Here is a 12,700-nt window from a genome sequence, read left to right as displayed (position 1 = left end):
GTCCGTTGCTGCACGTGCAGCATTGCGCTATGGCAGAAAGTGCTGGAGCGGGGGATCACGAGGCGCTCTTGCATCGCCAGAGAGGCTCTGTGCGACCTGCGCCGTCAGATTTCCCACAGGACCTTGACGGTAAAGGATTGACTGTATGACCAACGTAGTAATCGCATCCGCCGCACGCACGGGCGTCGGCAGCTTTGGCGGTTCCTTTGCGAACACCCCCGCACATGATCTGGGCGCTGCCGTCCTCGAAGCCGTCGTGGAACGCGCCGGGATCGACAAGTCCGAGGTGAGCGAAACCATCATGGGTCAGGTTCTGACGGCCGCCCAAGGCCAGAACCCCGCACGCCAGGCGCACATCAACGCCGGCCTACCGCAGGAAAGCGCGGCCTGGGGCATCAACCAGGTCTGTGGTTCGGGCCTGCGTGCCGTCGCATTGGGCGCTCAGCATATCCAGCTGGGCGATGCCGAGATCGTCTGCGCAGGCGGTCAGGAAAACATGACCCTGTCGCCCCACGCCGCATCGCTGCGCGCGGGCCACAAGATGGGCGACATGAAATACATCGACACCATGATCCGCGACGGCCTGTGGGATGCGTTCAACGGCTACCACATGGGCCAGACCGCCGAGAACGTGGCCGAGAAGTGGCAGATCAGCCGCGATATGCAGGATGAGTTCGCGGTGGCCAGCCAGAACAAGGCTGAGGCCGCGCAGAAGGCCGGCAAGTTCAAGGACGAGATCGTGCCCTTCACCATCAAGACTCGCAAGGGCGACATCGTGATGGATAGTGACGAGTACATCCGTCACGGCGCGACCATGGAGGCGATGGCCAAGCTGCGTCCAGCCTTCACGAAGGATGGCTCGGTGACTGCGGCCAACGCCTCGGGTCTGAATGACGGCGCGGCGGCAACCCTGCTGATGTCAGCCGACAACGCCGAAAAGCGCGGGATCGAACCGCTGGCCCGCATCGCGTCTTATGCGACCGCCGGGCTGGACCCGTCGATCATGGGTGTCGGACCGATCTATGCCTCGCGCAAGGCGCTGGAAAAGGCCGGCTGGTCGGTTGACGATCTGGATCTGGTCGAAGCCAACGAGGCCTTCGCGGCACAGGCCTGCGCCGTGAACAAGGACATGGGTTGGGATCCCTCGATCGTGAACGTGAACGGCGGCGCGATCGCCATCGGCCACCCGATCGGAGCATCCGGCTGCCGGGTTCTGAACACGCTGCTGTTCGAAATGAAGCGCCGGAACGCGAAAAAGGGTCTGGCAACCCTCTGCATCGGAGGCGGCATGGGCGTCGCCCTGTGCGTGGAGCGCGTCTAAGTGCTTTGACAAGTCACGAATAAGGGCGTCCAATGGGCGCCCTTTTTTGTTACACTCCGAGAATATCCCTAGGATGCGACAATATCACCAAACGGAAAGAGCCAACTCGCGACGAAACGATATTGCGCACCACAGTCTCTCAGAGTAACAGAATTACCAACACGATTAAATTTGGAGGAGTCCTAAATGGCACGTACAGCACTCGTAACCGGCGGCACCCGCGGCATCGGCGCAGCAATTTCCAAAGCGCTCAAGGCCGAAGGATACAATGTAGCCGCCTCGTATGCGGGGAATGACGAAGCCGCGGCCAAGTTCACCGAGGAAACCGGCATTGCGACCTATAAATGGAACGTGGCCGACTATGACGAGTCCAAGGCGGGCATCGAAAAGGTCGAGGCCGAGCTCGGCCCGATCGACATCGTTGTCGCCAATGCCGGCATCACCCGCGACGCGCCGTTCCACAAGATGACACCGGAACAGTGGCACCAGGTGATCGACACCAACCTGACCGGGGTGTTCAACACCGTACACCCCGTCTGGCCCGGCATGCGCGAGCGCAAGTTCGGTCGGGTGATCGTGATCAGCTCGATCAACGGGCAAAAGGGCCAGTTCGCCCAGGTGAACTATGCCGCCACCAAAGCCGGTGATCTGGGCATCGTCAAATCCCTGGCGCAGGAAGGCGCGCGCGCCGGCATCACCGCAAACGCCATCTGCCCCGGATACATCGCGACCGAGATGGTCATGGCCGTTCCGGAAAAGGTGCGTGAAGCCATCATCGGCCAGATCCCCGCAGGCCGTTTGGGCGAACCCGAGGAAATTGCCCGCTGCGTCGCGTTCCTGGCCTCGGAAGATTCGCAGTTCATCAACGGGTCGACGATTTCGGCCAACGGCGCGCAGTTTTTCGTCTGATCGCGGCTCAAATGAAAACGGGCCGACCCAACGGGTCGGCCCTTCTTTGATCCCGTAAGAACGCGCGCGCAGCGTTCAGCGGGAACCCAGAACCCACTTCCAGAAACTCCGGATCGCCTTGCCTCGCTCTTGATGAGCGCGCAGAATTGCCTTTTGTGCGGCAGGATTGGTCGTCATCTCGATCATGGCTTTTCCCTTCTGCTAAAGGTGAACTTGACTTGCATTCAACATGCCTGTTGTTTTCAATAGGTACAAACGAGAGTTTTTCCGCCTTCAGTTTAGAAAATCTTACGTGACGATGAGCGACCGACTTCCCCCACTCACCGCCCTCAGGGCCTTTGACGCCGCCGCCCGCCATATGTCCTTTGCCAAGGCCGCGGACGAGTTGAACGTGACACCAGCCGCGCTGTCGTTTCAGATCAAGTCGCTGGAAGAGCATCTGGGGCAGCCGCTGTTCCGCCGATTGAACCGTGCCGTCGAGCTGACCGAGGCCGGACGAACCCTGGCCTCAGGTACGGAAAAAGGGTTTGTTGCGCTGCAAGCGGCTTGGTCGGCCACCCGCCGCCTGCAGGACAACACAACACTGACAGTGACCGCTGGGCCGGCCCTGACAGCCAAATGGCTGGCCCCCCGCCTTTACGAGTTCGCCCGCGCCCATCCCGAGATCGACCTGAGGTTTTCAGCCACGCTGCGCAATCTCGATTTCGAGCGCGACGACGTGGATGTCGCGATCCGGTTCGGGTACGGGCAGGATGACGGGCTGTATTCAGTTCCCGTGCGGCAAGAGTGGCTGACGCCTGTCATGACGCCCGAGCTTGCGGCCCGGTTTCCGACGCCGCAGGATCTGACCGAAGCGCCCCTGATCTACGATGACTCGATCAACTTCCTGAATCCGCCCTGTGACTGGCCCGCCTGGTTTCGCGTGGTCGGGGTGGACTTCACGCCGACTCATGGCGCGCATTTCTCGAACGCGGATCACGCCATTGATGCCGCGGTGGCGGGTGTCGGCGTCGCGTTGGGACGGCGCCCAATGATCATCAAGGATGTGATCGAAGGCCGACTGGTCATGCCCTTCAAAACCGCCATCGAAACCAAGGCCCGCTTCCGGTTCCTGTGCCGTTCGGGAGAAGAGACGCGCCCTCAGATTGCCGCCTTCCGGGATTGGTTCCTTGCAGAGATCGAAAAAACCGCGCACATATCCGACGGTCTTGAAATCATACCCGTCGAGGAAATCCCACCCGCATGACAAAGAACCGCGCCACCGCCATCGGCTTTGCCGCCGTCCTTTTGTGGGCACTGCTGGCGCTGTTCACGGTTGGCTCGGCGCCGACCCCGCCGCTTTTGCTGAACGCCATCTGCTTCACGATCGGCGGAACCCTTGGCTTGATCTGGACATGGCACAGCGGTGGGCTTGGGCAACTGAAACAGGTTAGTTGGAAGGTATTCACCTTCGGCACGGTTGGCTTGTTCGGATACCACGCCCTGTATTTTTCGGCCCTGCGCATGGCACCTGCGGCCGAGGCCGGATTGATCGCCTACCTCTGGCCCTTGCTGATCGTGCTTTTCTCAGGGTTTCTTCCCGGCGAAACGCTACGACTGGGGCATCTGCTCGGGGCATGTCTGGGCTTCTCCGGGGCCGCGCTGATCATCACCGGTGGCGGAACCGCAGGGTTTCAGGCCGAACATCTGCCGGGCTATGCGCTGGCGCTTCTGTGTGCCCTTACGTGGTCGGGGTATTCCGTATTGTCGCGCAGGCTGGGTCAAACGCCGACCAGCTCGGTAGCAGTGTTCTGCGTGCTGACCGCCATCGCCTCGTGGATCCTGCATTTCAGCCTTGAGCAGACAGTCTGGCCGCCCGACGCACTGGCCTGGATGTCGACCGTTGCCCTGGGGTTGGGGCCCGTTGGGCTGGCGTTCTATGTCTGGGATATCGGGGTCAAGCACGGTGACATCCAGATGTTGGGCACCAGCTCGTACGCGGCACCCCTGCTGTCAACTCTGGTGCTTGTGGTCGCCGGGATCGCCACGCCGTCCTGGACGCTGGCGATCGCGGCATTGCTTGTTACCGGCGGCGCTGCAATCGCGGCACGCGCCAGCCTACGACGTTAAGCCGACAGGCGTTCAATCTCTTCCTTCAGCTTCAGCTTCTTCTTTTTGAGTTGAGCAATGTGGAGATCGTCGATACCGGGCGAGCGCTGGGCTTGTTCCACTTCGAGACTGAGGGTTTCGTGCTTCTTCTTCAGTTCCGTCAGATGTGCGCTTACGCTCATGGCGATCCTCCTTCTCTGTTTCTGAATATCACATGGGAAGTTGATCACATCATTTCCAGCCTGTCACGCCGCAGACGCTCGGATTCTTGTTCAAATCCGACAATTTCGGCTGGTCATTGCCTATCGGGCGCCCGGCCAGGGCATTGGTCGGCCCTCGCGCAGGATGCCGGATACCGTGTCGGTGTAGCTGTCGCCGTCCCTTTCATGGCGGTCACCGCTGTGGAGAATCAGCGGCGCATGCAACCGAAAATCCGCGCGTCCCCCTTTGCGCGCCCGCAGGATCAGCAACTCGGCCCCGCGCCCCATGCGCGGCGCGATGGGCAGAACTTCTACCGAGCCCAACCGACCCGCGCAGGCCGTCATCATGTCGGGCAAGCGTTCCGCGCGCTGGATCATGTGCAGGTACCCGCGCGGTGTCAGCCTGCGCGCCGCCGCATCAAACCAGTCGGACAGCGGCGTCTGCTCGCTCAGCGCCGTTCGCCGACCAGCATCGACGGCCGCGCTATGTGCACCGGGCCGATAATAGGGCGGGTTTGCGATCACGTGGTCGAAGTGCTGCTGACGCAGATCAGTCGGCATATTGGACAGGTCGGCCACGTGGACGGACAAATCGATCTCGTTGCATTGCGCGTTTCTTGCGGCCAGATCGGCATAGTCGGCCTGAAGCTCGACCCCAGTCGGCCGCAGACCGGGCACGCGGGTCGCGAGACAAAGAACCGCAGCGCCCGCCCCGCAGCCCAGCTCCAGCACCGACTGCCCGGCTTTGGCCGGAACCGCGGCAGCAAGCAGCACCGGATCGACACCGGCGCGATAACCGTCTCGCGGCTGCCACAGCTTTAGGCGGCCACCCAGAAAGTCGTTGCAAGTCAGCGCGCTGTCTGGAAACCCGGTCATCTTCCCAGCGGAATGTCATTGTCACGCATCACCCGCTCTGCCCGCTCGAGGTCATCGGTCCGAACCATGAGGCGGCGCGGAAAGATTCCGATGCCTCCCTCGAGGACGCTCATATTTACGTCCATCTCAAAGCAGTCTATATCCTCGCCCTCAAGAAGAGCGGATGCAAAGGCGATGATGGTCGGATCGGTGCTGCGCAGAAGTTCTTTCATGGGGATGGATGTAAGGGCAAGGCAGGACGAAAGTCGAGCCTTGTATCAGGAGTGTGATGACGATCAGCACGATCTCGAAACCGCATGAGCGACTGGCCGAGATTTTGGCCGGTGAAATGGAGGCGGTAAACACTCTGATCCGCACCCGCATGGCCTCGGAACACGCGCCCCGCATCCCCGAAGTCACCGCGCATCTGGTCGAAGCGGGCGGCAAGCGCCTGCGCCCGATGCTGACACTGGCCGCCGCGCGGCTGTTCGGCTATGGCGGTGACCATCACATCCGTTTGGCCGCCACGGTCGAGTTCATCCACACCGCCACGCTTTTGCATGACGACGTCGTGGACGAAAGCGCCCAGCGGCGCGGCCGACCCACTGCCAACCTGCTGTGGGACAACAAGTCCAGCGTGCTGGTCGGTGACTATCTGTTTTCGCGCAGCTTCCAGTTGATGGTGGAAACCGGGTCTCTGCGGGTTCTGGACATCTTGGCCAATGCCTCGGCCACCATTGCCGAAGGCGAGGTGCTGCAGATGACCGCAGCCACCGACCTGCGCACGGATGAGGCCGTCTACCTGCAGGTGGTGCGCGGCAAGACCGCCGCGCTGTTCTCCGCGGCAACCGAGGTGGGCGGCGTGATCGCCGGTGCGTCCGAGGAACAGGTCCGCGCACTGTTCGCCTATGGTGACGCGTTGGGCATCGCCTTCCAGATCGCCGACGACCTGCTGGACTATCAGGGCGACAGCAAGACCACCGGCAAGAACGTGGGCGACGACTTCCGCGAGCGCAAACTGACCCTGCCCGTCATCAAGGCAGTGGCCCAAGCCACACCCGACGAGCGTGCGTTCTGGGAGCGCACGATCGAGAAGGGTCGGCAACAGGATGGAGACCTGGACCTGGCCCTGAACCTCATGCGCAAATACGGCACCCTGGAGGAGACCCGGACAGACGCTCTGGCCTGGGCTGCCAAGGCCAAAGCCGCTCTGACCGCGCTGCCCGATCACGAATTGCGCGACCTGCTCGGCGATCTGGCCGATTACGTCGTATCCCGCCTCAACTGAGGACGCTAGCGCGACACCACCAGTCCGGCTGGGAAACACCAATCTCGTAGGCCGCAAAATGTGCGGCCTTCATGGACGGGTACAGCGCAAAGCAGGTCGAACCCGACCCCGACATGCGCACCAGCAGAACGTCCCGCGTTTCACCCAGCGCCTGCAACACGTCTAAAATCTGGGGCGCCAAGCCTATTGCCGCTTCCTGCAAATCATTGCGTTGCCCGGCCAGCCAGTCAGCGCAGGCCTCGGGCGTTTCGAATGCCGGAATCTCATCCGACATCCCCGGATTGTCGCGTGAAGCCAGCGCATTGAAGACAGGCCCCGTCGGAACCGGCACACCCGGATTGACCAGCAGCGCGGGCAAAGCAGGCAATGCAACCGGGGTGACACGGTCACCAATGCCCCGCATCCGTGCGGCTCTGCCCAGTACACAAACAGGAACATCCGCGCCCAGGTCCAAAGCCGTATCCAGCGGAACTTCCGCGTCTTCCCCTGCGATGGCCCGCAAAGTCGCAGCCGCATCCGATGAGCCGCCGCCGATTCCCCCGCCATGCGGCAGAACCTTGTCCAACTGGATTTGCCCGATCCATCCCATCGCCCGAGCGGCCCGCCAGACGAGGTTGCGGTCGTCGGTCGGCACCCCGGCGGAATGGGGGCCGGTCACGGTCAGGCGATTCTCGGGCCCGGGTGACAGGATCAATGTGTCTCCCACATCGGCAAAGGCGACCAGCGAGTCCAGCAGATGGTATCCGTCGGCCCGCCGTCCGGTCACATGCAGGGAAAGGTTGATCTTCGCGGGCGCAAAGGCCTCAGTCGCCATTGGCGACCTTCAGGGGGGCCGCGCCTTCCTCGGCCAGCACCGCGTCCAGCCCGACCTCGAGTTTGCGTCGGATCCGGTCGGGGTCGGCCTCGCCATCGGTATCTTCGGGATCGATGAAGGACAACGCGCGCCGCCATTGGAAATCGGCCTCACGGGTGCGCCCGACGGCCCAGTAGACGTCGCCCAAGTGGTCGTTGACCACCGGGTCCACGGCCATCAGTTCAACGGCGCGCTCCATATGCTCGACCGCCTCGTCGTACCGGCCCAAGCGAAACAGGACCCAGCCCAAGCTGTCGACGATATAGCCGCTGTCAGGCTGGATCGCGACGGCGCGCTCGATCATGTCCAGCGCCTCCTCCAGTTTTTCCTGCCGCTCGACCAACGAGTACCCGAGATAGTTCAAAACCTGCGGCTGATCCGGATTCAACTCCAGGGCACGCCTGAAATCCGCCTCGGCCTTGTCCCAGGCCTTGAGACGTTCGTGGCAGATGCCGCGGGCGTAGTGCAGGAACCAGTTGCCACCCGAACCGGTTTCGGTCAGTTCGATGGCTCGGTCATACGAGGTTACAGCTGCGGCGTAGTTTTCCTGACGCCGCTGCAGGTCGGCCAAGGCGACATGGACACTGGGCAGATTGGGCTGCCGGGCCGCCAGGTTTTCCAGCACTTCGATCGCCGCATCCGGTTTCCCCGACTGAGCCAGAATTTCGGCACGCCCCAGCTCGGCTGCGTGGAAATCGCTGCTATCCGTGGGAACCTTTCGATAGGCTTCGGCGGCCAGGTCGTACTGGCTCAACTGCTCAAGCAGTTCCGCGCTCAGCAGGATCGCATCGATGTGATCGGGCCGGAGGTAAGTCGCGATCCGCGCGTAAAGCAGCACATAGTCATGTGCGGCCTCGGTGTTCAACGCCGCCCCGACCGAGAAAAAGACCTCGGCCACGCCTTCGGTGGCCGACCCGACATGGGTGAATGGCAAGGTGCCACCGGCACTGAGCGTATCCACGTAGGAATCGATCGATGGGTCGCTGCCCGCCGCGAAGACGTTTTCCAGGAATTGCAGAGCTTCGTCGTTGCGGTTGAGCTGCGACAAGACTTCGACCCGCGCCAGCGCTGCACGTCGCGAGAATCGCGCAACGATACTGTCGTCGGCCGCAAAGATCGCCTCGGCCCCCTCGAAATCGCCAACCGACGCCAGCGCCAACGCCTTGTGATACAGCGCGAATTCCCGCAGACCGTCCTGCTGGGCGACCTCATCGAACTGCGCCATCGCCTTGGTCATTTCGCCTTTGCCCAGATGCGCCCAGGCCGTCATCAACCCATCGACCAGCGGGCCAACGCCCTGGTTTTCCGGATCACGGGCAAGCAATTCGTCGAACTTTCCGTCAGAGACCAGTTTGGCGGAAACAACCATACGTGCGGCCTGGTTGGGCTGCTCGTTTGCCTCCATGTCCTCGGCGATCGGCAATGCACGTTCCACATCGCCAAGCGCCACGCGCGCCAGCAGCACGCTTTCCTTGAGCTTGGTGTTGCCCGGGTCGAAGATCAGGGCTTTGGAGTAGTACTCTTCGGCAGCCTTGTAGTCGCTTTCATAGATGGCCTGGCGTCCAGCCAGATAGGATCCCGCGCCGGAATCCGCGTGAACCGGAACGACAGCCGCTGTCGCAAGAAACACGGCCAGCGCCGTGCGACGAACCAGTGAAGCCACCTAATACCTGCCTTGTCTGCCTATGATTGCAGAACAAGCTAGGGCCTTGGCCCGCCAGAGGCAATGGCCGAGCGTTCACGGCCCCGCCATTGCCCGGGTTTTTGCCTACATGTTGGGGTAGTTCGGTCCGTCCCCACCCTGCGGCGTGGTCCACGTGATGTTCTGGCTGGGATCCTTGATGTCGCAGGTCTTGCAGTGGACGCAGTTCTGGAAGTTGATCACGAATCGCGGCTCGGCCTCGTCCTTCACCACTTCGTACACGCCCGCCGGGCAATACCGCTGCGCCGGTTCGTCAAACTTGGGCAGGTTGACCTTCACCGGAATCTCGGGGTCGGTCAGCTTCAGGTGACAGGGTTGGCTTTCTTCGTGGTTGGTGAACGAAAACGCCACGTTGGTCAGACGATCGAAAGACAGCGTACCATCGGGCTTCGGATAGTCGATGGGGGTATGCTTGCTGGCATCCTCTGTCGCCTCGGCGTCGTTCTTGCCATGGCCCAGTGTCCCCAGCAGCGAGAAGCCCAGCGTGTTGGTCCACATGTCCATACCGCCCAGCACCAGCGAAGCGGTCAGGCCGTATTTCGACCACAGCGGCTTGACGTTGCGAACCTTCTTGAGGTCGCGGCCAATAGCACCGTTGCGCACTCCGTCTTCATAGGCGGACAGTTCGTCGCCCGAGCGGTCGGCTTTGATGGCCTCGAACGCGGCCTCGGCCGCGGCCTTGCCCGACAACATCGCGTTGTGGTTGCCCTTGATGCGCGGCACGTTGACCATGCCCGCCGAGCAGCCCAACAGCGCGACACCCGGTGCCACCAGCTTCGGCATCGACTGATATCCGCCCTCGGTGATCGCGCGGGCGCCATAGGCCACGCGCTTGCCGCCTTTCAGCAGGTCGGCCACCACCGGGTGGTGCTTGAACCGCTGGAATTCCATGTAGGGGAACAGGTGCGGGTTCTTGTAGTTCAGGTGAACCACGAAGCCCACATAGACTTGGTTGTTTTCCAGGTGATAGATGAAGGATCCGCCCCCGGCATTGCCGCCCAGCGGCCACCCCATCGTGTGGGTGACGCTGCCCTCCTTGTGCTTGGCCGGGTCGACCTCCCAGATTTCCTTCATGCCGATGCCGTATTTCTGCGGCTCTTTCCCGGCGGACAGGTCGTATTTCGCGATCACTTCCTTGGACAGCGACCCGCGCACGCCTTCCGACAGGAAGACGTATTTGCCGTGCAGTTCCATGCCCGGCTCGGTGTTGGGGCCATAGGATCCGTCGGGTTCCAGCCCGAACACGCCAGCCACGACACCCTTGACCTCGCCATTGTCGCCATAGACCAGTTCGGAACAGGCCATACCAGGGAAGATCTCAACGCCCAGTTCTTCGGCCTGTTCGGCCATCCAGCGGCAGACATTGCCCATCGAGACGATGTAGTTGCCGTGGTTGTTCATCAGCGGCGGCATCGGCCAGTTCGGGATGCGCAACTGGCCGGCCTCGCCCAGCATATAGAAGTTGTCTTCGCGCACGGGCACGTTCAGCGGCGCGCCCTTTTCCTTCCAGTCGGGGATAAGCGCATCCAGACCGCACGGGTCCAACACCGCGCCCGACAGGATATGCGCGCCCACTTCCGAGCCCTTTTCCAGCACGACCACGTTCAGGTCGGCGTCCAGCTGTTTCAGACGAATGGCCGCCGACAGGCCCGCCGGGCCTGCGCCCACGATCACCACGTCGTATTCCATCGCTTCGCGTTCAATTTCGGCCATCGTGGGCTCCTCCGCTAACTATCCGAATTGGCGCCTGGGGCGCGGGCTCGGCGAAATTTTGTTTCCCGGCTGATTACCTGCTGGAAAAGACCTTGGTCAATCAAAACACGGCGTAACATTGCTGCAATGCGGCAGATCAGCCCTCGGGCGCGTCACCCATCAGGTACCTGGGACCGCTACCATGCGCCTTGGCCCGGTCGTCGGGGTTGTAGAGCGCGCATTTCGGAAGGCTCAGACAGCCACAGCCGATGCAGCCGTCCAGATTGTCGCGCAGACGCAGAAGAGTATCGATTCGCTGGTCCAGATGCGCGCGCAGGCCGACGCTGATCTTTTTCCAATCCGCCGGCGTGGGCGTGCGGTTGTCGGGCAGCCCGGCCAGAACCTCGCGGATTTCGGGCAGGGTCAGGCCGAACTGCTGGGCGATCATCACGAAACTCAGCCGACGGATGTCGGCCCGCTGATACCGCCGCTGACCGCCCGGATTGCGCCAGGGGGAAATCAACCCCTGCGCCTCGTAATAGCGGATGGCGGACACTGCCAACCCCGTGCGGCGCGCCAGCGCACCTATGGAAAGGCCTTCGGATGCGGGCATGATCTCCTCCTGGAAAAATCTCTTGAGCTAAAGTTAGGTTTAGGAATTACGGTGAGTCGAAACAAGCCTGTACATGAAAAGGAGACCCCATGATGGCGACGCTGGAACACACGAACTTCACCGTCCGCAACCCGCAGGCAACCGCCGCCTGGATGCAGGACGTATTCGGATGGAAAACCCGCTGGGAAGGCCCCGCCATCGCGGGCGGCTATACCGTGCATGTGGGCAGCGCGCATACCTATCTGGCGCTTTACGCCCCGGCCGACCCGAAACCGTCGGGCGAAAGCAGCTATGACATCGTCGGCGGGCTGAACCATGTGGGCGTGCTGGTCGAGGACATCGACGCGACCGAGGCCAAGGTCCGCGCCGCCGGGTTCAAGCCGCACAACCACGCCGACTATGAACCCGGCCGCCGGTTCTATTTCGACGATGACAACGGTATCGAGTTCGAGGTCGTTCAATATGATTGAAATGCTCTGGTTCGGCGCCGAGGCGCATCGCTGGAAACGCGGTGATCTGCTGGGGCATCGACACAATCGGAAACCCCCACCGCCCCGACGGCGTTAAGTTGCGGATTGCAGGGGCCAAACCCCTTGGCCTCTTGCATTTCACGCCATATTTGGGTCAGGTAATTGCCAACCCATCTTTCGCCCCGACGCTGGTCTCATGCGGCGGGGCGACTCAATTTGTGCGTGGAAAAAAGAAGATATGGAAAAGATCCCCATGACGCCTGCGGGCTTTGCCGCGCTCGAGGCAGAGCTCAAGCAACTCAAGTCCGTTGAACGCCCCGCCATCATCGAGGCCATCGCCTCGGCGCGCGAACTGGGCGACCTGAAGGAAAACGCCGAATACCACTCGGCCCGCGAAAAGCAGGGCTTCATCGAAGGCCGCATCAAGGAACTGGAAGGCGTTCTGTCGCTGGCCGAGGTGATCGATCCGACCAAACTGTCGGGCGCGATCAAGTTCGGCGCCAAGGTCACCTTGGTGGACGAGGACACCGACGAGGAAAAGACCTGGCAGATCGTGGGCGAGCATGAGGCCAGTATCGAAAAGGGCCTGCTGAACATCAAATCGCCCATCGCCCGCGCCCTGATCGGCAAGGAAGAAGGCGACAGCGTCGAGGTGCGCACCCCCGGCGGCGTGCGCTCGTATGAAGTGCTGAGCATCCACTACGCCTGA

General features: G+C 62.0%; 14 protein-coding genes. 7 read left to right on the top strand and 7 right to left on the bottom strand.

The window, feature by feature from the left end:
• Positions 1–145 precede the first annotated feature (145 nt).
• From ACR0CU_RS16145 to yddG, 4 genes are all read left to right on the top strand, one after another.
• Entirely contained in the window at positions 146–1,321 is a 1,176-nt protein-coding gene (locus tag ACR0CU_RS16145; RefSeq protein WP_093963511.1) for an acetyl-CoA C-acetyltransferase, read from the top strand.
• Between the two features lie 186 nt (positions 1,322–1,507).
• Positions 1,508–2,230 (top strand): acetoacetyl-CoA reductase, encoded by a 723-nt coding sequence (gene phbB, locus ACR0CU_RS16140; RefSeq protein ID WP_093963512.1) that lies wholly within the window; start codon positions 1,508–1,510, stop codon positions 2,228–2,230.
• Between the two features lie 298 nt (positions 2,231–2,528).
• Positions 2,529–3,476: a transcriptional regulator GcvA gene (locus ACR0CU_RS16135; RefSeq protein WP_170448521.1), complete on the top strand. Its 948-nt coding sequence runs from the start codon at positions 2,529–2,531 to the stop codon at positions 3,474–3,476.
• Positions 3,473–4,339 (top strand): aromatic amino acid exporter YddG, encoded by an 867-nt coding sequence (gene yddG / locus ACR0CU_RS16130; protein ID WP_170448522.1) that lies wholly within the window; start codon positions 3,473–3,475, stop codon positions 4,337–4,339. The genes ACR0CU_RS16135 and yddG overlap by 4 nt, the downstream gene beginning before the upstream one ends.
• Here yddG and ACR0CU_RS16125 read toward each other — a convergent pair.
• The 3 genes from ACR0CU_RS16125 to ACR0CU_RS16115 form a co-directional block, all read right to left on the bottom strand.
• Positions 4,336–4,500 (bottom strand): YdcH family protein, encoded by a 165-nt coding sequence (locus tag ACR0CU_RS16125; RefSeq protein WP_093963770.1) that lies wholly within the window; start codon positions 4,498–4,500, stop codon positions 4,336–4,338. The two genes, yddG and ACR0CU_RS16125, sit on opposite strands and share 4 nt — an antisense overlap.
• Positions 4,501–4,620: 120 nt before the next feature.
• Complete coding sequence (locus tag ACR0CU_RS16120) at positions 4,621–5,394, bottom strand: tRNA1(Val) (adenine(37)-N6)-methyltransferase (protein ID WP_480643433.1); 774 nt, start codon at positions 5,392–5,394, stop codon at positions 4,621–4,623.
• A complete protein-coding gene (locus ACR0CU_RS16115; protein WP_093963516.1) occupies positions 5,391–5,606 on the bottom strand; it encodes a putative signal transducing protein in 216 nt (71 codons plus the stop codon). Before ACR0CU_RS16115 ends, ACR0CU_RS16120 begins: the two co-directional genes overlap by 4 nt.
• 56 nt (positions 5,607–5,662) lie before the next feature.
• Between ACR0CU_RS16115 and ACR0CU_RS16110 the strand changes: the two genes are divergently transcribed.
• Entirely contained in the window at positions 5,663–6,661 is a 999-nt protein-coding gene (locus ACR0CU_RS16110) for a polyprenyl synthetase family protein (protein ID WP_170391827.1), read from the top strand.
• Here the strand turns inward: ACR0CU_RS16110 and ACR0CU_RS16105 are convergent.
• From ACR0CU_RS16105 to soxR, 4 genes are all read right to left on the bottom strand, one after another.
• Positions 6,654–7,475 carry a 4-(cytidine 5'-diphospho)-2-C-methyl-D-erythritol kinase gene (locus ACR0CU_RS16105; protein WP_170448526.1) on the bottom strand — a complete coding sequence of 274 codons (822 nt, stop codon included), beginning with the start codon at positions 7,473–7,475 and terminating at the stop codon, positions 6,654–6,656. The two genes, ACR0CU_RS16110 and ACR0CU_RS16105, sit on opposite strands and share 8 nt — an antisense overlap.
• The gene (locus ACR0CU_RS16100; RefSeq protein WP_170448528.1) at positions 7,465–9,177 is read right to left on the bottom strand and encodes a tetratricopeptide repeat protein; all 1,713 of its coding nucleotides are present in this window, start codon (positions 9,175–9,177) and stop codon (positions 7,465–7,467) included. Before ACR0CU_RS16100 ends, ACR0CU_RS16105 begins: the two co-directional genes overlap by 11 nt.
• A 105-nt stretch (positions 9,178–9,282) precedes the next feature.
• Positions 9,283–10,929, bottom strand: coding sequence for an electron transfer flavoprotein-ubiquinone oxidoreductase (locus ACR0CU_RS16095; RefSeq protein WP_170448530.1), 1,647 nt, complete (start codon positions 10,927–10,929; stop codon positions 9,283–9,285).
• A gap of 136 nt (positions 10,930–11,065) precedes the next feature.
• Entirely contained in the window at positions 11,066–11,521 is a 456-nt protein-coding gene (gene soxR / locus ACR0CU_RS16090) for a redox-sensitive transcriptional activator SoxR (RefSeq protein WP_170342262.1), read from the bottom strand.
• An 89-nt stretch (positions 11,522–11,610) separates the two neighbouring features.
• On the opposite strand from soxR, the gene ACR0CU_RS16085 reads away from it, so the two are divergent.
• Positions 11,611–11,991, top strand: coding sequence for a VOC family protein (locus ACR0CU_RS16085; RefSeq protein WP_170360065.1), 381 nt, complete (start codon positions 11,611–11,613; stop codon positions 11,989–11,991).
• 238 nt (positions 11,992–12,229) lie between these two features.
• Complete coding sequence (gene greA / locus ACR0CU_RS16080; protein WP_170448532.1) at positions 12,230–12,700, top strand: transcription elongation factor GreA; 471 nt, start codon at positions 12,230–12,232, stop codon at positions 12,698–12,700.

Source organism: Ruegeria sp. BC2 (genome assembly GCF_056539245.1).
Note: the sequence above shows the minus strand (reverse complement) of the source record. Positions and strands in the feature narration are given on the sequence as shown.